A 22,973-nucleotide genomic window follows, 5' to 3' on the forward strand; every position below is an offset into this window, starting at 1 on the left:
AGTGATACCGTGAAGCGTAAAAATAAGGATGAATTTATACAGAGCACAATAAACGTATTTGTAAATAATGATTTCTTGATATTAGTAAATTTTAAATCTATAAATGCTAATGATTCATTAACTCTGAGGAATAGCCTGAAGTCTATAGCAGGTGGGGTATTAGTAGTTAAAAACACTCTAGCGCGCTTGGCTTTGGAAAGGACTGGTAAATTTTCTTATTTATCAGGCAAATTTTCTGGTTCTGTTGCTATTATATACTCTAGTGGCATAGTAGAAGCTGCAAAGTTAATAGTTGATTTTATTAATGCTAACAAAGAAAAAATGTCTGTGATTTGCGCGGCTCATATAAATGAATTGTTAACAGTGGAAGATGTTAATAAACTGGCTAAGTTGCCTTCTTTGGATGAGTTGCGTGTTAAAATTATGCGTTTAATATCTTATGATATTCCTGCTCGATTGGCGTTGTCTATTAATTCATCTTCTATGAGGCTTATGAGAGTTTTGGATTATTATAGTTCTAAAAAATAAATTTGTTGTTAAGTAAGGTGGTAATTATGAGTAATGTAACAAGTGATTTGGTTGATAAAATATTATCTTTAAACCTATTAGAGGCTTCTGAACTTGTAAAAGTTCTAGAAGAGAAAATAGGGTTGCCTGCTGGTTCTTTTCTTGGTGGGGCTGTTGGTGCTGGGGCGCCTATTAGTGATAATGCTGCTGCTCCTGCTGCTCAAGAAAAAGCTGAGTATAAAGTTGTGATTAAAGAAATTGATGCGAAAAAAAAAATAGAAGTTATTAAAGCTGTGAGAGAAGTTAATTCTACATTGAATTTAAGAGAAGCAAAAGAGTTGGTTGAATCTTTACCTAAAGATTTAACTGCTAATGTTCCTAAAGACGAAGCAGAAAAAATCAAGCAAAAACTTATTGAAGCAGGAGCAACTAAAGTGGAGCTTGAATAATATTTAATGTATTAATTTTATTGATATAGCTCTTTTAATTAGTTTGGGGTATTTTAATGGTTGATTCTTCTTATATGTACGCTTCTGGTGCTTTTGTCCCTAGAGTTTCTTATTCTAGGTCGATTGATTTAAAAGATTCTTTATTGGATTTGGTTAAGGTTCAAAAAGAATCGTATGATTCATTTGCTCCTAAGAATAAGGGTAATGAAAGACTTGAAGTTATCTTTCATACAATCTTTCCAATAAATGATCCTTTGCGTAGGGCTACTATTGAGTTTATAAGTTGTAGGGTAGATGATCCTAAGTATGATGAATCTGAGTGTATAAAGCGTGGTGTAACTTTTTCTGCTCAGGTTATTGCTTCTATACGTCTTGTTGTTATGCAGGATGGTATTTCTCTTGATGAATATAAATCGATTAAAGAGAGTGGAGATCATTCTAAACTTGCAACCGTTGTAAAATCTATAGAAGAGCAGGAAGTCCACTTTTGTGGGTTGCCTATGATGACTGATAAGGGCACTTTCATCATTAATGGTGTAGAAAAAGTTATTGTCTCACAAATGCATAGGTCTCCTGGTGTATTTTTTGATAGCGATAAGGGAAAAACTTACAATTCTGGTAAATTGATCTATTCTGCTAGAATTATTCCTTATAGGGGTTCTTGGCTTGATATTGAATTTGATGTTAAAGACCATTTGTATTTTCGTGTTGATAGAAAAAGAAAATTGCCAATCTCAGTTTTGTTAAAGGCGTTAGGTCTATCAAATAATGATATATTTGATAGATTTTATGAGAAAATAAAGTATGTAAAACATAAAGATGGTTGGAAAGTGCCTTTTGTTCCTGATAAATTTAAAGGAGTGAGATTGCCTTTCGACTTAATGGATATTGAAGGTAATGTGCTGCTTAAAGCTAACGTTCGTATCACCTCAAGACTAGCTAAAAAGCTATATGATAATGAATTGAAAGAGTATCTGGTTCCTTTTAATTCTATATGTGGTTTATTCCTCGCAGAAGATTTAATGGATAGTGCTAGCTCTACGAAAATTTTATCTGCTGGTGAATCTATAAAGCTGGAAGACATAAAGAAGCTTGAGTTATTGTCTGTGGATGAAATATCAGTATTGAACATAGATAATGTATCTGTTGGACCTTATATATTAAATACGCTTTTCTTAGACGAAAACATGTCTTATCAGGATGCGCTATATGAAATATATAGAGTTTTGCGTCCTGGTGAAGTTCCTGTTTTAGAGATAGTAGAGGAGTTTTTCCGTAATCTTTTCTTCAGTCCGGAATATTATGATTTGTCTAACATTGGTAGGTTGAAGCTTAACTCTTACCTTGGATTAAATTATGATGAGGATTTAACTGTTTTAACGTATGAAGATATTATTGAAATTGTAAAAAAAATAGTATTGTTACGTGACGGTCAAGGATTTGTAGATGATATTGATCATTTAGGAAACAGAAGAGTAAGATCAGTTGGAGAGTTTATAGAAAATCAATTTAGAACTGGGTTGTTGAAATTGGAACGCGCAATAGTTGATTCTATGTCCACTTCTAGTTTAGATAAAGTTTCTCCATCTGATTTTATTAATCCAAAAGTGTTAACTAATGTCTTAAGAGATTTCTTCAATTCTTCTCAATTATCTCAATTTATGGATCAGACTAATCCGTTATCTGAAATAACACATAAAAGAAGGTTGTCCGCGTTAGGTCCTGGTGGTTTAACAAGAGAACGGGCAGGATTTGAAGTGCGTGATGTTCATCCAACTCATTATGGAAGAATTTGCCCTATTGAGACTCCTGAAGGGCAAAATATAGGGTTAATCAACAGTTTAGCTATATACGCGCGTATTAATAAATATGGTTTCATTGAAAGTCCTTATAGAAAAGTAGTTAATAGGGTTGTTACTGATCAAATTGAGTATCTGTCTGCCATAGATGAAGGTTTATATTATATAGCTGATACCAGCGCAAAGCTCGATGAAAATAATTGCTTTGTTGATGATATGCTATACTGTAGATATGCTAGTAGTTTCATTATGGTAAGTAGTGATCAGGTGAGTTACATTGACGTATCTCCTAAGCAGGTAATATCAGTTGCGGCTTCCTTGATTCCATTTTTAGAAAATGATGATGCTAATAGAGCATTAATGGGCTCAAATATGCAACGTCAGGCCGTACCTTTATTGAAGCCTACCGCTCCTCTGGTTGCTACTGGTATGGAGTCTTTTGTAGCTTCTGGCTCTGGTGCTGTAGTTTTAGCAAAACGCGATGGCATAGTTGATAGTTCTGATAGTAACTCTATAGTTATACGTGCTTTTGATAAAGAAAGGGTTAACTACTTGGACGTAGATATTTATCATCTAAGGAAATTTCAGCGTTCTAACCATAATACTTGTATTAATCAAAGACCGCTAGTGTGCGTAGGTGATTATGTTAAAAAGGGTGATGTAATAGCTGATGGTCCTGCAATTAACAGTGGTGAGTTGGCGCTTGGTAAAAATTTGCTAGTCGCTTTTATGTCTTGGCAAGGTTATAATTTTGAAGACTCTATTATTATTTCTAGTGAAGTTGTTAAAAAAGATCTCTTTACTTCTATTCATATAGAAGAATTTGACTGTGTTGTACATGATACCCCTTTAGGATCAGAAAAAATAACTCGTGCTATACCTGGTGTTAATGAAGAAAATCTATATCACTTGGATGATAGTGGTATAGTGAAAATTGGTACAAGAGTTGGTCCAGGCTATATTCTGGTAGGTAAAGTTACACCTAAACCTTCTCTTTCATTGCCTCCTGAAACGAAGTTATTAATGACAATTTTTGGTGAAAAGTCATTCGATTGTGCAGATTCCTCTTTATATACATCTCCAGATGTTGAAGGGACAGTAATTGATGTACAAGTCTTTACACGCAGGGGGGTTGAAGAAAATGAAAGGGCATTACTCATCAAACAAAAAGAGGTAAATGACTTTGAGGAAGAGCGAGATTATATAATCAATGTTACTAGTGAATATTTCTATGATGAACTGAAGAAACTTCTTATTAATTCTGGTTCTCAAGATCGAGAAAAATTTGACTCTATTGAACGTGAGCAATGGTGGGGTATAGGATTAAAAAACCAATCCATTTCTGAGCAAGTTAAGAGCTTAAAAAAAGATTTTGATGAAAAAGTATCACATGCAATAGCACAGTTTAAGCGAAAAGTAGAAAAATTACATGAAGGTTATGACCTGCCTCAAGGTGTGTCGATGTCAGTAAAAGTTTTCATTGCTGTGAAACATAGTCTGCAACCAGGGGATAAAATGGCTGGTAGACATGGGAATAAAGGTGTGATCTCTCGAGTTGTGCCAGTGGAAGATATGCCTTATTTGGAAGATGGTACTCCTGTTGATATTATTTTTAACCCTCTTGGTGTTCCTTCACGAATGAATGTAGGGCAAATACTGGAAACGCATGTAGGTTGGGCTTGTAGAAAATTAGGGGAAAGGGTAAGTAATATTCTCGATGAGATCAATAAAATCAAAAGTGCTTTTTGCAAGGGAATTAGGTCCCTTAACGATGATAATTTTACACAATTTTCAGTAGCATACCTTGACAATAAAAAAATTGAAAATATTGATGATGATGAAATAATGGCTTCTGTTTTAAATACACCTAATAAAAATGCACTAAATGACGAGTTGAATGCGTTAGTAGAGAACTATTTGAACTCTTGTAAAAGTTCATACAGCAATTTACGTAATTTCCTGATTGAGGTTTATAGCTATGGTAGTAACGTATCTATCTGTAATGATATTCGTAATATTAGTGATAATAATCTCATTGAATTTGCACGTAAATTACGTGATGGCGTTCCTGTTGCTGCACCTGTATTTGAGGGTCCAAAAGATGAACAAATAGCAAAATTATTTGAACTTGCTGGTTTGGATAACTCTGGACAAGCTGTATTATATGACGGTTGCAGTGGTGAAAAATTCGACCGCAAGGTTACAGTTGGTTACATGTACATGCTTAAGTTGCACCACTTGGTTGATGGTAAAATTCATGCGCGTTCAGTAGGGCCTTATAGTTTGGTTACTCAACAACCTCTAGGAGGAAAATCTCATTTTGGTGGTCAGCGTTTTGGTGAAATGGAATGTTGGGCATTACAAGCCTATGGTGCTGCTTATACTTTGCAGGAAATGTTAACTGTGAAGTCTGATGATATTAATGGTAGAGTTAAGATTTACGAATCGATAATAAAAGGTGACAGTAATTTTGAATGTGGAATTCCTGAATCCTTTAATGTGATGATAAAAGAACTACGTTCTTTATGTTTAAATGTAGATTTAAAGCAAAATGATGTAGTGATTGAAGATATATCTCACACTAACATTGCACAACCTTTTAATGAGGTTAGCATATCGATTGCTAGCCCTGAAAGTATTAAGCGTATATCTTGTGGTGAGATAGAAGATGTTTCAACTGCAAATTATCGTACGTTCAAAGTTGAGAAAGGTGGATTATTTTGCCCTAAGGTTTTTGGCCCTGTCAATGACGATGAATGTTTATGTGGAAAATACAAAAAAAGAAGACACAGAGGTCGCATATGTGAAAAATGCGGAGTAGAAGTTACATCTTCTAAAGTAAGAAGAGAAAGGATGGGTCATATAGAGCTTGCATCTCCTGTTGCTCATATATGGCTTTTGAAATCGCTTCCTTCAAGAATTGGAGCATTATTGGATATGTCTCTCAGAGATATTGAGAATATTTTATATAGCGATAATTATATCGTGATAGATCCTCTTGTTTCGCCTTTTGAAAAAGGTGAGATTATTAGTGAAAAAGCTTATAATGAAGCTAAAGATAGCTATGGGATCGATAGTTTTGTAGCTATGCAAGGTGTTGAAGCTATAAGAGAGTTGCTAACGCGCCTTGATTTACATGAAATTAGGAAGGATTTAAGACTAGAATTAGAGTCTGTTGCTTCTGAGATAAGAAGAAAGAAAATTATAAAGAGATTGCGTATTATTGAAAACTTCATTAAATCTGGAAATAGGCCTGAGTGGATGATACTTACAACTATACCTATTTTACCGCCTGATTTGCGTCCTTTGGTATCGCTTGAAAGTGGTCGTCCTGCAGTTTCTGATCTGAATCATCATTATAGGACTATTATTAATAGAAATAACAGGTTGAGGAAATTGTTGAGCTTAAATCCTCCTGAGATTATGATTCGTAATGAAAAAAGGATGTTACAAGAAGCAGTTGATTCTCTTTTTGATAATAGTCGTCGTAATACTTTGGTAAACAAAGCTGGTGCTGTTGGATATAAAAAGTCCATTAGTGATATGTTAAAAGGAAAACAGGGTCGTTTTCGCCAGAACCTCTTAGGAAAAAGGGTAGACTACTCTGGACGTTCTGTAATAGTTGTTGGTCCAACTTTGAAACTAAATCAGTGTGGATTACCAAAAAGAATGGCTCTTGAACTATTCAAACCTTTTGTTTACTCAAAGCTTAAGATGTATAGTATGGCTCCAACTATTAAGTTTGCTAGTAAGTTGATAAGAGCAGAAAAACCAGAAGTTTGGGATATGCTTGAAGAGGTAATAAAAGAGCATCCTGTTTTGTTGAATAGAGCGCCTACGCTACATAGACTTGGTATTCAGGCTTTTGAGCCAATCCTTATTGAAGGCAAAGCAATACAGCTTCATCCGCTTGTCTGTACGGCGTTTAATGCTGATTTTGATGGTGACCAAATGGCAGTGCATGTGCCAATTTCATTGGAAGCTCAGCTTGAAGCTAGGGTGTTGATGATGTCCACTAATAACGTTTTAAGTCCTTCTAATGGCAGACCGATTATAGTTCCTAGTAAAGATATAGTACTTGGTATATATTATCTGACTTTACAAGAACCTAAGGAAGATAATTTACCATCTTTTGGTGCTTTTTGTGAAGTTGAGCATTCTTTGAGTGATGGCACTTTACATATTCATTCTAGTATAAAGTATAGGATGGAGTATATTAATAGCAGCGGTGAAACTCACTATAAAACTGTTTGTACAACTCCTGGCCGTTTAATATTATGGCAAATTTTTCCTAAGCATGAGAATCTAGGCTTCGATCTAATAAATCAGATATTAACAGTCAAGGAAATAACTGGTATAGTTGATTTAGTATATCGTAACTGTGGTCAAAGTGCTACAGTGGCATTTTCTGATAAATTAATGGTACTTGGCTTTGAGTATGCCACATTTTCTGGTGTTTCTTTTGGTCGTTGTGATCTGGTTATACCTGAAACTAAAGCTACACATGTTGATCACGCGAGGGGTGAAATTAAGAAATTCTCTATGCAATATCAAGATGGGCTAATAACTAGAAGTGAGAGGTATAACAAGGTTATAGATGAATGGTCTAAGTGTACGGATATGATAGCTAATGATATGTTAAAAGCAATATCTATATATGATGGAAATAGTAAGTACAACTCAGTGTATATGATGGTTAACTCTGGTGCAAGGGGTTCTACTTCACAGATGAAACAGCTAGCAGGAATGCGAGGGCTCATGACCAAACCTTCTGGTGAGATTATAGAAACACCTATAATTTCTAATTTCCGTGAAGGATTGAACGTATTTGAATACTTTAATTCTACTCACGGTGCGCGTAAAGGTTTAGCTGACACTGCGCTTAAAACTGCAAACTCTGGATACTTAACTCGTCGTTTAGTTGATGTGTCTCAAAATTGCATAGTTACAAAGCATGACTGTAAAACAAAAAATGGTCTTGTTGTGAGAGCTACAGTTGAAGGAAGTACTATAGTTGCATCTCTAGAGAGTGTTGTGCTGGGTAGAACATCTGCAAATGGTATATATAACCCAGTGACAAAAGAATTATTAGTAAAAGCAGGGGAATTAATTGATGAGGATAAAGTAAAGCAAATCAGCATTGCAGGTCTTGATGCTGTAAAAATTAGATCGCCTTTAACTTGTGAAATAAGTCCAGGTGTGTGTTCTTTGTGTTATGGAAGAGACCTTGCATCTGGTAAAATTGTTTCAATAGGTGAAGCAGTTGGTGTTATAGCTGCTCAATCTGTTGGAGAGCCAGGTACTCAGTTAACGATGCGTACTTTCCATATAGGTGGGGTAATGACTAGAGGCGTTGAATCCTCAAATATTATAGCTTCTATTAGTGCTAAAATAAAGTTAAACAATAGTAATATAATTATAGATAGAAACGGAAATAAAATTGTGATAAGCCGTTCCTGTGAAGTCGTGTTGGTTGATAGCCTTGGTAGTGAGAAGTTGAAGCATAGTGTACCTTACGGTGCTAAACTTTATGTGGATGAGAGTGGGTCAGTAAAAATTGGCGATAAAGTTGCGGAATGGGATCCTTATACATTGCCTATTATCACGGAGAAGACTGGTACAGTGTCTTATCAGGACTTAAAAGATGGAATTTCGATCACTGAAGTGATGGATGAATCTACAGGAATATCAAGCAAAGTAGTAAAAGACTGGAAATTGCATTCTGGTGGAGCTAGTTTACGTCCTCGTATTGTGCTGCTTGACGATAATGGTGAAGTAATGACACTCGCAAGTGGCGTTGAAGCATGTTATTTTATACCAATTGGTGCAGTGCTCAATGTACAAAATGGCCAGAAGGTTCATGCAGGTGATGTTATTACAAGAACACCAAGAGAGTCAGTTAAAACTCGTGATATTACTGGTGGTTTACCGAGGGTTATAGAGTTATTTGAAGCACGTCGTCCTAAAGAGCATGCTATTGTTAGTGAGATAGATGGCTATGTAGCGTTTTCTGAAAAAGACCGTAGAGGAAAACGCAGTATATTAATTAAACCTGTAGATGAACAAATTTCTCCAGTTGAATATTTGGTATCAAGAAGTAAGCATGTAATAGTCAATGAAGGTGATTTTGTACGTAAAGGTGATCTATTGATGGATGGTGACCCTGATCTCCATGATATTTTACGTGTGCTTGGGTTAGAAGCTTTAGCGCACTATATGATTTCTGAAATACAGCAAGTTTATAGATTGCAGAGTGTTCGTATAGACAACAAGCATTTAGAGGTGATCTTAAAACAAATGCTACAAAAAGTGGAAATTACTGATCCTGGTGATACTATGTACTTGGTTGGCGAAAGCATTGACAAGCTGGAAGTTGATAGGGAAAATGATGCTATGAGTAACTCTGGCAAACGGCCTGCTTATTATCTTCCTATTCTGCAGGGGATTACTAGGGCAAGTCTTGAAACTAGCTCCTTTATTTCTGCTGCTTCTTTCCAAGAGACAACAAAAGTACTTACAGAAGCAGCATTCTGCGGGAAGAGTGATCCTTTAAGTGGATTAAAAGAAAATGTTATAGTAGGAAGATTAATTCCTGCTGGTACAGGTTTGATTATGAATAAGATCAGAGCACTTTCACTTTGTGATAATATAGATAAATATGAAAAATATTTTGATATTGAAACTTATGACGAGAAATGGTTTATGGATAATAATTGTCATTTACACTCTGGTGAGGAAGAGAGCGTAGTGGCATATGATCAGTCGAATTGAGTACAGCTAGTGTGTCTCTTGACCAAAAAAGCCAATAATATTTTCTTTCACTTCTGTGCTATCTGTCATGTTATTTACTCTCATGCGAAATTCAGATGAGCTTTGAAGCCCGCTACTGTACCAACCTATGTGTTTGCGGGCCATCTTTATTCCTGTGTCATTTCCATAGTACTCAAGAATATTGTTGTAATGCTCGAGTATGATGCTTAATCTCTCTGAAGCTGTTGGCTCAGAAGTTTCACTTCCACTGAGGAAGTTCATTGCTTGATTAATCAGCCAAGGTTTACCGTAGGCACCACGACCTATCATCACTCCGTCTGCTCCAGATTCTTTGAGAGCATTCTGAATATCATTTAAATTTTTAATATCGCCATTTACTATAACTGGAATTTTCACTTGCTCCTTAACATTTCTAACGAATTTCCAATCTGCTTGGCCGTTATAGAGCTGTGCCCTCGTTCTTCCATGCACAGTGATCATTTTTGCTCCTAAGTCTTCGGCAATTTTCGCAAGCCTCGGTGCATTGCGATTTTCATCGTTCCATCCAGTGCGCATTTTCACCGTAACTGGCACATTCACTGCTTTGACCACGGCCTCAATTATCTCAGCGGCTTTTTTCTCATCACGCATTAGCGCTGATCCTGCATAACCGTTTACAACTTTTTTAACAGGACAACCGAAATTTATATCTATTATTTTTGCACCCATATCCTCATTTAGTTTTGCAGCCTCTGCCATTACATCCGGCTCGCATCCAGCAAGCTGCACAGCAGTTAATTCATCGACTTTTGCTTTTTGCAGACTCTGGCGAGTTTGCATAATCATGGCTCTGCTTGCAATCATTTCTGAAACTAACAAACTTGCACCTAGCTTCTTTACAATACTTCTAAACGGATAATCAGTTACCCCTGACATTGGAGCTAAAATAACTGAAGAATCAATCGTCAAACTTCCTATTTGGAGGGGCATACATTCTATGTGTTCAAACTTAATGCATTAGCATATGCTGCTGCAGCACCTTGTAGAGCCGAATTTACTTTTTCCATAAGAGAAGGCTCTGCCTCTACTACCTTAGCTCTCTCGTAATGACCAGGTTTTAAGTATATTGTTTCTTGTCTTTTATCACCCCATAACTCGTCGTTTAATTTATAACTTCCACGACCAAATATGTGATTTAGCAGATCATTATTTATCATTTGTGGATCTGGCTTAAACTCCTCGTGCTTCTCGTTGTTATTGTCTTTATAATAGACATTAATTTTAATGTTAGCTAAAGAAGCTAAAATAGGAATTTCTTTGATAAAAATATAATAGCACGGATTATTTATTGCTTCTAAATAAGCTTTGTAAAGTTCAGGGTTATTAAGAAATGAATTTGTAATAACATCACTATTGTATTTTGTTTTGTAAATCTCTTCATCAAAATTATCTGGATCAAGAGCTTCTGCATATTCTCTTAGATTGCTGATAGCTTTATCATGCGATACATTAAAATTTCTAATAACTCTACCTACTAGCTCCCCAACCTTATCTTTAGCATTTCTAGTCTTTTCATTTGTCTGTTCAACCAGCTTCTTTATTTCATCTGACCTCCCAGTTAGATCTCCTGGCTTGTTTAAAAACATATTAAAAAGCGTTTCTAGATGCCCTCTTAGAGAAGCTGGCATACTTGGATCATCCAAAGATTTAAATTGACTTAAAAATTTGTGCCTCTCCATTCTCATATCTTGTGCTTTTTCAGCCTTATATTGACCAGAGCTATTATCACCAAATACCGCATGGAAAAAGCAGTTACCGTCCCCTGCAGTATTATATGTAACAATTTTTGAGTTCATATCCAAACCACTATCTACTGAAGCATCAGAATTTCTACGACTTCTATTCTCTGGGCTTTCCGTGCCATCTGGTACAACACCACTATCTCCATCTTGAGTTTTTTGCTCACCTTGACCTGCTCCTTTTCCATTAATATAGTTCTTTGCTAAGTAAAATAAAGGTTCAACAACCATTTTGTATGCTACTGTAAGAATTATTCCCATTAAAACCCAAACTATGGGGTTAGAGATGAGCATAGCAAGTGGAAAGATCAATAGAGGGAATCCTATTATCAACCCCAAATAGCCAACAGCAAATGTGGCTGCTAGGCATACACAAGTAGCGTAGATAACGAATTTTCCACCAGCAAAGTAAGTGCTCTCTTTAAATTGATTATATTTTTTTATGATGCCCGACATACTATATCCTATGAACGCTAAGTTAATTAGATTTTAACAAATTCTAACAAAAAAATCAACCATAATAATTTTAGTAGTATGAGAAAATATTGAATATTAAGAGCTTTTGAAGTACAGTAATAATGTTAGTAATAGCACAATATATGCACGATATAGAATATATACGCAAAAACCCTGAAGGATTTGAAAAGGCAATGAAAAGCAGGGGGATAAGAGAGTTTACTGCAAAAGAGGTATTAGAAATTGATCACGAGAAAAGGTCATTAACCACTAAATTGCAAGATTTAAATAGGCAGCGCAATGAAATCACAGAGGAAATAAAGAAGCTTAAAATGAGCAAGAGCCCTTGTGAAGAGCAAATAGAGTTGTCAAAAGACATCACGAATGAGATAGAGGCAATTAGCTTAAAGGAACAAGCAGAAAAGGATAAGTTAGTGAATGTTTTATCTAACTTGCCGAATATTCCTGCGCAAGATGTGCCAATAGGCGCAGATGAGAACTCTAATTTAGAGGTGAGAAGATATGGAGGAAAAAGACAGTTTGATTTTGTACCAGAATCTCATTATGAACTCGGAGAAAAATTAGGTTTAATGGACTTCGAACAAGCGGCGAAAATTTCCGGATCAAGATTTGCGATATTAAAAGGACAGTTAGCTAAGCTTGGACGAGCGCTAATAAATTTTATGCTTGAAATGCATGTTAATGAATTTGGCTATACTGAGGTGTACCACCCAGCTTTGGTGAAAAACGAAGCTATGTATAACGTTGGTCAGCTACCAAAATTTTCTGACGATTCGTATTTAACTACCGACGAATTGAGGTTGATTCCCACAAGTGAAGTGTTTTTAACAAATTTGGTTGCTGATAAAATAGTAGAGGAAAAAGAACTGCCTATTCGTTTTACTGCGTATTCAGAGTGTTTTCGTAAAGAAGCAGGCAGCGCAGGGCGAGACACGAGAGGCATGATAAGGCAACACCAATTTGGTAAAGTGGAGTTGGTGAGTATTACAACTGAAGACCAATCAAATGATGAACTTGAGCGCATGACGAATGTTGTTGAAGAGATATTAAAAAAACTAGAATTACCGTATAGAGTAATGCTACTGTGTAGTGGTGATATGGGTTTTGCTGCACAAAGGACTTATGACATAGAGGTATGGTTACCTGAGCAAAATAAATATAGAGAAATATCAAGCTGCTCAAATTGTGGTGCATTTCAAGCAAGAAGGATGAACGCTAAATACTCTTCAGAAACTGATAAAAAGATAAAAAAATATGTTCACACTTTAAACGGCTCAGCTTTAGCTATAGGAAGAACGATTGTTGCCATAATGGAGAATTATCAAAATTCTGACGGGTCGATTGCAATACCAAACGTGTTGCAAAAATACATGAGTAATGATACTGTTATAAGCAAATAATAATTTTGACATATAGAAAAGCGAGGAAATAAAGATGAAGGTTCTGGTTATAGGTTCTGGTGGACGTGAGCACGCTCTACTTTGGGCTCTAAAAAAATCTCCTATCTTGACTGAGTTATATGTAACTCCTGGTCGCCAAGCTATGAAAGATCTTGGGACTCTTGTGGATGTAAATATTCAAAATTCAGTGGATGTTACACAATTTTGCAAGAGAGAAAATATAGAGTTGGTTGTTATTGGTCCAGAACAACCAATAATTGATGGGCTTGCTGATGATTTAGTTGCAGAGGGAATAAATGTTTTTGCTCCGAGTCAAGCAGCTGCAAAACTTGAGGGATCAAAGTCTTTCACCAAAGGACTATGCAAGCGATATGGCATACCAACTGCCAAGTACGAGTGTTTTGTTGATGAAGGATTAGCTAAAGATTTTGTACGTAGCAATAAAATAAAGTTTCCACTTGTAGTGAAAGCAAATGGAATTGCGGCAGGGAAAGGCGTGATGATATGTTGCGCAGAAAACGAAGCTTTTTCAGCAATAGATTCAATGCTAGTGGAGAAAGAATTTGGTGAATCAGGTGAAGAAATAATCATAGAAGAATTTTTAATTGGAGAAGAAGTAAGCTTTTTTGCTCTTGTTGATGGGTTGAAAGTAGTAACTCTTGGGTGCGCAAAAGATTATAAGAGAGTGAATGAAAATAATGAAGGCCAAAATACTGGGGGTATGGGATCGTACTCATCACCTTCAATTATAAGTAAGGACATGGAGCAAAAAATCATCCAAAAAATAATATACCCTACAGCTCAAGCATTGGTTAACATGGGTACGCCTTATAAGGGAGTACTCTTTGCTGGTTTAATGATTTGCAGAGATGGCCCAAAACTTCTCGAGTATAACGTTAGATTCGGTGATCCAGAAACGCAATCTATATTACCTAGATTTGATTCAAATTGCGATTTGTTAAAATTGATGTTGTCATCTGCAGAAGGAAAGTTAAATGTCAAAATGGTGGAACTTAACAACAAATCTACAGTTTGTGTAGTTGTTGCAAGTAAAGGCTATCCGGGTGATTATCAAAAGGGAGAAGTAATTAAGGGATTAGATAAAATTGAAAGCATTCCTGGTATATTGGTATTTCACGCTGGTACTAAATTAGATGAGAGTGGTAATTGGGTTTCAGATGGCGGAAGAGTGCTAAATATAGTAGCAGAAGGGAGCACTATAGAGGAAGCCAAAAGTAAGGTGTACTCAGCATTAAATTTTTTAGAATGGCCAGGGGGCTTCTTCAGATACGATATTGGTAGTTAATGTTAGCTGTCGGTTAGCAGTTAGCTCACAGAAATGCAAAACTTACTTGACAAACTCCGCCAGGCCCCTTATCATGAAATTGAAGCTATTTATTTATCTTCTCTGTACAGATTAAATGACAAAAAAACTCAACATATTTGGCGTCTCATGTTTAATTTTTTGCACTATGTGCACTCTATGTCTTTATCAAATTTCTAGGTTTTTACCTATACAAGCTGAAACGCGCTTATAAGTCGTTTAAGACAGTATAGTACGCCAATTTGCAGGATTAGAGAGTGACAACTAGCTAACACGGGATTTCTTTTGCCTTTTTTTCTGCTTAGTAAATTTCTTAAACATTTGAACTAAGGTGAGTTGCACTTAAAAGCAGCTAAATTGCAGTGTTTAAGACTTAAAAAAACGCCAATACAGAAAATAGACAATGACCAGGGTTTCTTTTGCCTTTTTTTTCGTTTGGTAAATTTCTTAAATATTTATGGCTAAACGACAACCGTCATCCTGCTACGTGTTAGCGGGATCTAGAGATACCGCGGCGGTATGACGGTTCATGGTGGAATGACGATAAGCTCGTCATCCCGCTGCTTGTTAGCGGGATCTATGTGAGATACCGTGAATAAATCACGGTATGACGTAGAAGCTATACTTTTATGCTTACCAACCCAATCAAAATCCTGGATCCCGCTACATGTTAGTGGGATCTATGCTAAGAGATACCGCGGCGGTATGACGGTTCGTGGTGGAATGACGATAAGCTCGTCATCCCGCTGCTTGTTAGCGGGATCTATGTGAGATACCGTGAATAAATCACGGTATGACGTAGAAGCTATACTTTTATGCTTACCAACCCAATCAAAATCCTGGATCCCGCTGCTTGTTAGCGGGATCTAGAGATACCGCGGCGGTATGACGGTTCATGGTGGAATGACGTAGAATTTTATACTCACCAACTCAGTGTCCAATCTGGATTGTATCTTATCGGTAAAAAAGAAGAGCTATTTTAGGAAGTTTTTATAGGGCTAAAACTAAAGAAAACTTGCATATAAGTTCATCAAGTGTAAAATTAGAGTTGTTTTAAAAGAATAGGTCAATTATGAATCTTGTAACAAAATCTGCTATCGATTTTACTGCTTCAGCTGTTCTCTCCGGCGGAGAAATTGTTGATGATTTCTGTCTGAGTAAGCACATAAAAAATAAGTATGCTGTCCTTTTTTTCTATCCACTTGATTTTACTTTTGTTTGCCCAACTGAATTGATATCGCTCAATAATAGAATAAATGAGTTTGCAAAGCGTGGTATTGAAGTGATAGGAATAAGTGTAGATTCAAAATTTTCACATTATAAATGGCGAAACACTCCAGTTAATGATGGTGGTATTGGAGAGGTTAGCTACACTTTAGTATCTGATATCAAAAAGTCTATATCAAGAGACTATGGGGTCTTATATGATGACTCAATTGCGCTGAGAGCAACTTTCGTTATTGATGATAAATTTATTGTACGTCATCAATCGATAAATGATTTGCCTTTAGGGCGTAATATCGATGAATTCGTTAGAATCGTTGATGCAATTAAACATAATGAGGAGCATGGTGAAGTATGTCCAGCAGGGTGGAAAAAAGGTAAGCCAGCAATGCAGGCAAGCGATGAAGGAGTAGCTGATTATCTAAACTCATACAGTGAAGAATTATAGATTTAGTACAAAAGTTCTTATTATTGGATCTGGAGCAGCGGGTTATGCTGCTGCTATATATGCAGCACGTGCAAACTTAGAGCCAATTGTAGTAACGGGAATGCAGCCTGGTGGTCAGCTTACAATTACTACAGATGTTGAAAACTATCCTGGTTTTGTTTCAATACAGGGTCCAGAACTAATGGAGCAAATGAGGTTGCATGCAGAACAGGTTGGAGCAAAAATAATAGATGATGAGATAAAAAGCGTTGAACAACTTGAGGATTCTAATGAGTATAGGTTTAGATCTTCTGGTAATACTAATGACTACTATTCAGATGCAATTATAATTGCATCTGGTGCGCAAGCAAAATGGCTTGGTCTCAAGAGTGAAAAGGAATTTCAAGGTTACGGAGTTTCAGCTTGTGCAACTTGTGATGGTGCATTTTTTAGGAATAAAGTTGTAGCCGTGATTGGTGGTGGAAATACCGCTGTTGAAGAAGCAATATTTTTAACTCGATTTGCCAAAGAAGTGATATTAATACACAGGCGTGATAAATTGAGAGCGGAAAAGGTAATGCAAGATAGGCTCTTTAAAAATGATAAAATAAAAGTAATGTGGAACCATACCGTAGAGCAGATTCTTGGAGAAGAAAATCCGAAAAAAGTTACTGGTATTATAGTTAAATCAACGGAAGCTCAAGAATTGAAAGTCGATGGAGTGTTCATTGCAATCGGGCATGCACCAAATACTGGTATTTTTAAAGGTTTTGTTGAAATGGATGAACAGGGTTACATAATTACAAAACCTGGAACAACTTTAACTAGTAAAGCAGGAGTATTTGCTGCAGGTGATGTTCAAGATAAGGTATATCGCCAGGCAGTAGTTGCCGCAGGAACAGGGTGCATGGCTGCACTTGATGCAGAGAAGTTTTTAGAGTCGTAATTAATTAACTCAGAATTAGGATTTTATAGCTAAAGTGACTTAAGTTCATCGATAATTTTAAAAACAAAAATTCGTCATCCCGCTACTTGTTAGCGGAATCTATGCTGAGATACCGCGAATAAATCGCGGTATGACGTAGGAAAACCTTTCTTGGGTTAGCTATAGATAAATCGCTTGCAATTTTCCTTTTTTTTTACATAATTATATTAGTAAATCATTAATAAAGAGGGTTTAGTATGCCTTATAGAAACGGTGTAACATATTATGGAGCTTATGGAGCTTATGGAGGTGGTGATAACACGGCATCGCAAGCTCGAAATTCGACAACTTTAAGACAGCTAAGTGAATCAACAAAACAGTTATTTAAAGCTATTGATGATGAAAACCTAGAGAATTTTAAACAAGCTCTAGCAGAAGGTGCGGATGTTAATGCGTTTGATGAGAGATATACACCACTAATGACTATTATCATGAATGGTGATGACAGCCCTATATGCTTAAAAATGATGATGTTGCTTTTACAACATCAAAATTTAAATATTAATGCTCAAGAAACTAAAAAATGTAATACAGCTCTACATCTAGCCTTTCACATGGAAAATAAGAATTTTATACGGATGTTACTTAGACATCCTAGCATTAATACAAACAGTAAAAACAAAGTTTTTCTTCTTCAGGATAAATATCTTGAGCCTGAACATGATCGTACCAGAGCATATCTTATAGAACATGCAGAGTACAACCAATGTTTTTTTTATACTTCTAAGGAATATATTGAAAAAATAGGGCGAATACAAAAAAAGGACTTTTCGCATCTTACAATGGAAATAACAAAAGCACAAAAAGGAAAAAAATTATTAGATGCTCTTTTTAATGGAAATATTAACCGAGCAAAAACACTGTTGGCTCAAGAGCTTAATCCTAATTGCTGGAAAAGAAACCAAAATGGAGAAATAGAAACACCCCTGAGCTTAATATGTTTACAAGGAATAACACAAGATAACGAAGAAGTATTGATTAAACTTTTAAAACATAAAGACCTAGATTTTAGTCAAATAAAGCCAATACGAGCTATAGAGCAAAATTCACGGTTGAAGAAAATAATTGAACAAGCTATTACAGAGCGATTAACTGATGCTATTAATAGAAAAGATTTAGATGATGTAGAAAAGTTAGTAGAGGATAATTGTTTCATAAATCGTGCAATTGTTACTGCTGCATTTGAAAGTATTGAACGTATCAGAAATTATCTAAATGAAAAATTCCCTACAAGTGCAGAGCAACCTGTAGCAAATACGAATAATATACCAGCAGGTTTTGAGGAGTTTGCACAAAAACTTGTAGATGAACTTGAAAAGACAAAAGCTCAACTTGCAGAAACAGAGCAAAAGCTGGATAAGGTTGTGCGTGAAAAAACGAGCGAAACTAGCAAAATTTCACAATTAGAAAGAGATTTGAAACAAGTAAGGGAAGAAAGAGATAGGCTTTCATCAGAAAATATACTGCTCCGTACTAAAAGTCTGAGTAATAAAAACGAAAAATCCTCACAAGCAATTTCTCCTGGTAAAAAACAAAGCAACTATGCTTATGCATTTTTTATATTATCTGGAGCATTGACTGGTTGTGTAGGTTTAGCAATTTTATACGATTATCTAGTAATAGGTGCTTGTCTTACAGCAGTTGCACTGGTCCTTTTTTTAGTAGGATATTATTTATGTAAAGCGGATGAACGAGATATAGGACCTGGTGGTACCACCGACAATCCTCAAGTTACAAGGGTTTTGATTTCTTCTCCAGGCCCTGCTGAAAATTTTTGTACATGTTAAAAACATCTTGATAATTGAGGTGAGTGTAAACCTGGGTGGTTTCCAGGCTTGAGTGGCCAAGCAGTTGTTGTATTGATCTTATGTCAATATCTTCTTGAAGCAAATGAGTAGCAAAACTATGACGAAATGCATGTGGAGATAAGATTTCTGGCAGATTTAATATTCTCCTTATTTTCTGCAAACGATTAGCCACATAAGTTCTTCCCAATTTTTTTCCTCTTACTCCCAAAAAAAGATATTGTGTTTCATTATTAATGCCAAGATAAGGACAGGCTTTTACATATTCCTGTATACACTTTTTTACTACCGGAAGAATGAATACCTGCCTTTGTTTATCTCCCTTACCTGTTACTATTAAACTTTCATTGTTAATATCACTAACCCCAAGGTTCAACGCTTCACTGATTCTTAAGCCTGTACCATATAGCAGGACGATAATTGCAATTTCTCTTTTTACCACCCAAGGTTCGCTCAAGTCAGATAATTTCATTTCTTTCACCAAAGTTTTTATATCAGGTATTGATAATGCTTTGGGCAGAGTTCTTCTCTGAATTGGCCTTGATAAGGAAAATACAGCTTCATTGTCTATATTGTAGTTGTTTTTTATGTACTTGAAGAAATTTCTGATTACTGAGAGTGCTCGAGCGTTAGATCTTGCATTCACACCTCTTGCATAACGAGAGGTAAGCCAACTTCTTAACTCAGGTATACTTAAATTTTTCAGAGTACCAACATTTACTTCTCCACCAATGTGAGTATTTAGGAAACTTATAAGATCCTTCAAGTCCCTCATGTATGACTCTAAAGTGTTTGGTGAATAAGATCTGTTGCACCTCAGCCACTCATACCATTTTTCAATGATTGAACCGAGGTCCACAATTATTTTTTAAAGAAAGCATCGATGCACGCATCTCGAAAGGCTTCATTTATATCAGGATGAGAGTGACAAATTCTGTATATATCCTCTGCTGCTGCGCCATATGCCATTGCAACCGCTGCTTCATTGATTAGCGTATCAGCGTATGCTCCTATGATATGCACACCTAGTATTGTATCTGCTCTGCTACAAGTCAGCACTTTCACGAATCCTTCAGCATCATCAGTGATTTTTGCTCTGCCGTTTGCAGCAAATTGACATTTACCAACTTTGTACTTATAGCCAGCATTTTTGAGTTCCTCTTCGGCTTTACCGATCGAAGAAACCGCAGGGTGAGTGTAAATGACAGATGGTATAATTTCATAATCAACGTGAGGTGACTGTCCTGCTATTATCTCTGCAACTGCCACTCCTTCTTCCTCTGCTTTATGAGCAAGCATTGCTCCACCAATCACATCACCAATAGCAAATATTCCTTTCACATTAGTTTCATATCTGTTGTTAACTTGAACGAAACCGCGATTATCTTTTTCTATTTTTTCATCAATACCAAGACCATCAGTACATGGTTTGCGTCCTGCTGCCACCAATACCTTATCCGCTTCTATAGTGTTTGTTTGATTATCTTTTACAGAGCAAACTTTCACACTCAAAAAGTTACTACTTTGTTTTATTCCCTCAACTTTAGTGCTAAGTAAAAATTTTATTCCTTGTTTTTGTAGACTAGAAAGTAGAGACTTACTTAATTCTCCATCCATTGCTGCAGCGATTCTGTCAAAAAATTCTACTACAGTGACTTCAGACCCTAGCCTCCTCCATACAGAAGACATTTCAAGCCCTATTGCCCCGGCTCCGATTACGACAAGTTTTTTTGGTACTTCAGTTAAAGACAATGCACCAGTTGATGAAATAATACTTTTCTCATCGATATTAATTCCTGGCAAAGAAATAACGTCAGAACCGGTTGCAATTACTATATTTTTTGTCTTCAGCACCTTATCTTCAACTGAAACTTCAAGATTACCTTGGTCAAAAGAAGTAATTTTCCCAAGTCCATTGATTTTAGTGATTTTGTGAAGGTTAAACAGATATTCTATACCTTTTCCAAGTTCCTGAACTCTGGCGTCCTTATAGCCTAGCATTTCTTTTAAATCGAAACTTGCATCCTTAATTTTTATGCCAAGCTTCGACAGATCATTTTTCGTGTGAGCATACTGATAGGAAGAATGAAGTAGTGCTTTGGAAGGTATGCACCCAACTCGCAAGCATGTACCACCAAAAATGCTATTTTTATCTATGCAGGCAACTTTCAATCCAAGTTTTGCAGCAGCAATAGCACACTTATAACCGCCTGGACCACCACCTATAACAATCAGGTCATAATCAATCATAAAGAACAAACCTATTTTCTAAAGAATAAACACCATTTCCCTCAGTTGTTACATATATTTTATCGTGAGTAAACACTGGAGTGTGAAACACATTACCAGGTACTTTGATTACCTTTCCTGCACTTTCAGATCCAGGAAAAGCAAGCATTGAACCTTTATTGCTTGTCACCCACAGTGTATGGGCATGCACAATTGGAGCAAACAATTGCGTATTTTCTATTAAATCAGATGCCCAGACTGTTTCTCCATTTTTTATATCCAGGCCGATTATTTTATTATCTTCAGTTACTATAAAAATTCTTCCGCCTTCTTTTTGTTTCTCTGCAGGAATAAGAGGACTATAATATGACTCAATGTCTGATACACTTTTTACTTGCAGTGACTTTGACCACAAAATATTTCCTGATTTCACGTCAATACCATAAATATAAGAATTGTTTGTAGCTATTAAAGTATCGCCAAGCACTCTCGGTGTAGTAGTTACATCTGTGAGCTGTGTATCCAAAAGGTTTGTAGCCAATTTTTGGCTCCACAATTTTTTACCGTCTTCATTAAAAGCTATTAACTCACCATTTAAAAATGGTGCTATTATTTTATCGTTAGAAATTGTTGGCGATATGGAATACAAACCTCGAACCTCATTGATACCGTTTTGATAAGCCCAAACGGAGCTGCCATCTTTTATATCAAACACGTACAGATAATTATCAATAGTCAATACTACCAATTTATTATTTATTACTGCTGCTTTCCCTCTTACTGGAGCTCTCAATTCTTTTTCCCACTCAATCTTGCCAGTTTTTGCATCTATTGCGTGTAAAGTGTTATCCACTATAAAGAAAACATTTTTTTCATAATGCGATAGGCTCATGTTACCAATTTTTTTCCTACGTGAGAGGTGTAATTTCCAATTCATAGCCTTTGAGTTATCAATATCAAAGGAATATAAAGCGCCGTGCTTGTCTGATAAAATAACGCTATCTTCTGTAAGCACTGGAGCTACATATCCTTGAGATAGTTTTTTATCCACTAGACTTATTCGCTCGCTTGCCATTGTGTAACTGCTACACAATAACATTATTATAACAATTATTACTTTCATTACTTAGTTGAGAACAAGATTTATTAATATACATACTAGAAATCTTAATCACAATGAAAATGTTCTTGTTGTACGTTGAAACATTGATTTATGAACAGAATATTATATTATTATGTAAAAATCATACTCTTAGAGGTAATACACCTCATCCACTATGCGGCAACGTGCATAGCTGTATGAACATTGAGATATAAAAGTAATTTATACCAAGAAGAAAGATGTCATCCAAGTAGCTTGACTACTTGGATCCAGATTGGATACTGAGTTGGTGAGTATAAAAGTATAGCTAACGCGAGCTCTGCGTCATACCGTGATTAATTCGCGGTATCTCAGCCGCTAACACATAGCGGGATGACAGCAATCCTACGTCATACCGCCGCGAACCGTCATACTGCCGCAGATCGTCATACCGCGATTCATTCGCGGTATCTCTTAGCATAGATCCCGCTAACAAGCAGCGGGATGACGGTTGTCATAGTGTCATGAAAGTAGCTGACACTGGTTTCCATCCAAGAGGGTGTCATCCGAGTAGCTTGACTACTTGGATCCAGAAAACTTAACTTTAAATAAGTGGCTGCATAATAAAGACTAGATTCCAGCGTCACGCGCTGGAATGACACCATTTTCGGTCTCTTAAATTGCTTTAGCTACAAACATTAAGAAATTTACCAAGCG

Annotated in this window: 13 protein-coding genes; 8 read left to right on the forward strand and 5 right to left on the reverse strand. The window is 36.1% G+C overall.

What is annotated here, in order from left to right; all coding sequences use genetic code 11:
• The first annotated feature begins 9 nt into the window (after nt 1–9).
• The 3 genes from rplJ to ABWU75_RS04230 are packed head-to-tail and all read left to right on the forward strand — an operon-like array spanning nt 10 to nt 9,526.
• Nucleotides 10–528 (forward strand): 50S ribosomal protein L10, encoded by a 519-nt coding sequence (gene rplJ / locus ABWU75_RS04220; protein WP_253307300.1) that lies wholly within the window; start codon nt 10–12, stop codon nt 526–528.
• Between the two features lie 26 nt (nt 529–554).
• Nucleotides 555–956 carry a 50S ribosomal protein L7/L12 gene (gene rplL / locus ABWU75_RS04225; protein WP_264731424.1) on the forward strand — a complete coding sequence of 134 codons (402 nt, stop codon included), beginning with the start codon at nt 555–557 and terminating at the stop codon, nt 954–956.
• Nucleotides 957–1,012: 56 nt separating this feature from the next.
• Nucleotides 1,013–9,526 (forward strand): DNA-directed RNA polymerase subunit beta/beta', encoded by an 8,514-nt coding sequence (locus tag ABWU75_RS04230; protein WP_353286676.1) that lies wholly within the window; start codon nt 1,013–1,015, stop codon nt 9,524–9,526.
• A 6-nt stretch (nt 9,527–9,532) separates the two neighbouring features.
• Here the strand turns inward: ABWU75_RS04230 and dusB are convergent, their stop codons facing one another.
• Nucleotides 9,533–10,495, reverse strand: a complete 963-nt coding sequence (dusB, locus tag ABWU75_RS04235) for a tRNA dihydrouridine synthase DusB (protein ID WP_353286677.1) — start codon at nt 10,493–10,495, stop codon at nt 9,533–9,535.
• A gap of 5 nt (nt 10,496–10,500) precedes the next feature.
• On the reverse strand, nt 10,501–11,760 hold the full coding sequence (locus ABWU75_RS04240; RefSeq protein ID WP_353286678.1) for a hypothetical protein: 1,260 nt from the start codon (nt 11,758–11,760) through the stop codon (nt 10,501–10,503).
• A 143-nt stretch (nt 11,761–11,903) separates the two neighbouring features.
• Here ABWU75_RS04240 and serS point away from each other — a divergent pair, with 143 nt between their 5' ends.
• From serS to ABWU75_RS04265, 5 genes are all read left to right on the forward strand, one after another.
• On the forward strand, nt 11,904–13,181 hold the full coding sequence (gene serS / locus ABWU75_RS04245; RefSeq protein ID WP_264731433.1) for a serine--tRNA ligase: 1,278 nt from the start codon (nt 11,904–11,906) through the stop codon (nt 13,179–13,181).
• 34 nt (nt 13,182–13,215) lie between these two features.
• The gene (gene purD / locus ABWU75_RS04250; RefSeq protein WP_353286679.1) at nt 13,216–14,487 is read left to right on the forward strand and encodes a phosphoribosylamine--glycine ligase; all 1,272 of its coding nucleotides are present in this window, start codon (nt 13,216–13,218) and stop codon (nt 14,485–14,487) included.
• 1,090 nt (nt 14,488–15,577) lie between these two features.
• Nucleotides 15,578–16,177 carry a peroxiredoxin gene (locus tag ABWU75_RS04255; RefSeq protein WP_264731438.1) on the forward strand — a complete coding sequence of 200 codons (600 nt, stop codon included), beginning with the start codon at nt 15,578–15,580 and terminating at the stop codon, nt 16,175–16,177.
• Nucleotides 16,164–17,102, forward strand: a complete 939-nt coding sequence (gene trxB / locus ABWU75_RS04260; protein WP_264687975.1) for a thioredoxin-disulfide reductase — start codon at nt 16,164–16,166, stop codon at nt 17,100–17,102. The genes ABWU75_RS04255 and trxB overlap by 14 nt, the downstream gene beginning before the upstream one ends.
• A gap of 236 nt (nt 17,103–17,338) precedes the next feature.
• Nucleotides 17,339–18,928 carry an ankyrin repeat domain-containing protein gene (locus tag ABWU75_RS04265; RefSeq protein WP_353286680.1) on the forward strand — a complete coding sequence of 530 codons (1,590 nt, stop codon included), beginning with the start codon at nt 17,339–17,341 and terminating at the stop codon, nt 18,926–18,928.
• Here the strand turns inward: ABWU75_RS04265 and ABWU75_RS04270 are convergent.
• The 3 genes from ABWU75_RS04270 to ABWU75_RS04280 are packed head-to-tail and all read right to left on the reverse strand — an operon-like array spanning nt 18,873 to nt 22,298.
• A complete protein-coding gene (locus ABWU75_RS04270) occupies nt 18,873–19,805 on the reverse strand; it encodes a tyrosine recombinase XerC (RefSeq protein ID WP_253309339.1) in 933 nt (310 codons plus the stop codon). The two genes, ABWU75_RS04265 and ABWU75_RS04270, sit on opposite strands and share 56 nt — an antisense overlap.
• Before the next feature lie 2 nt (nt 19,806–19,807).
• A complete protein-coding gene (lpdA, locus tag ABWU75_RS04275; protein WP_353286681.1) occupies nt 19,808–21,196 on the reverse strand; it encodes a dihydrolipoyl dehydrogenase in 1,389 nt (462 codons plus the stop codon).
• Complete coding sequence (locus tag ABWU75_RS04280; protein ID WP_353286682.1) at nt 21,189–22,298, reverse strand: PQQ-binding-like beta-propeller repeat protein; 1,110 nt, start codon at nt 22,296–22,298, stop codon at nt 21,189–21,191. Before ABWU75_RS04280 ends, lpdA begins: the two co-directional genes overlap by 8 nt.
• Nucleotides 22,299–22,973 lie beyond the last annotated feature (675 nt).

Origin of the sequence: Wolbachia endosymbiont (group A) of Anthophora plumipes (genome assembly GCF_964028115.1) — a bacterium.
Taxonomy (GTDB): Bacteria; Pseudomonadota; Alphaproteobacteria; order Rickettsiales; family Anaplasmataceae; genus Wolbachia.

Excerpts from the sequence above, each read along its gene's own strand:
- rplL (WP_264731424.1), top strand. The coding sequence starts at position 555 with ATGAGTAATGTAACAAGTGATTTGGTTGATAAAATATTATCTTTAAAC.
- ABWU75_RS04230 (WP_353286676.1), top strand. The coding sequence starts at position 1,013 with ATGGTTGATTCTTCTTATATGTACGCTTCTGGTGCTTTTGTCCCTAGA.
- dusB (WP_353286677.1), bottom strand. The coding sequence starts at position 10,495 with ATGCCCCTCCAAATAGGAAGTTTGACGATTGATTCTTCAGTTATTTTA.
- ABWU75_RS04240 (WP_353286678.1), bottom strand. The coding sequence starts at position 11,760 with ATGTCGGGCATCATAAAAAAATATAATCAATTTAAAGAGAGCACTTAC.
- serS (WP_264731433.1), top strand. The coding sequence starts at position 11,904 with ATGCACGATATAGAATATATACGCAAAAACCCTGAAGGATTTGAAAAG.
- purD (WP_353286679.1), top strand. The coding sequence starts at position 13,216 with ATGAAGGTTCTGGTTATAGGTTCTGGTGGACGTGAGCACGCTCTACTT.
- ABWU75_RS04255 (WP_264731438.1), top strand. The coding sequence starts at position 15,578 with ATGAATCTTGTAACAAAATCTGCTATCGATTTTACTGCTTCAGCTGTT.
- ABWU75_RS04265 (WP_353286680.1), top strand. The coding sequence starts at position 17,339 with ATGCCTTATAGAAACGGTGTAACATATTATGGAGCTTATGGAGCTTAT.
- lpdA (WP_353286681.1), bottom strand. The coding sequence starts at position 21,196 with ATGATTGATTATGACCTGATTGTTATAGGTGGTGGTCCAGGCGGTTAT.
- ABWU75_RS04280 (WP_353286682.1), bottom strand. The coding sequence starts at position 22,298 with ATGAAAGTAATAATTGTTATAATAATGTTATTGTGTAGCAGTTACACA.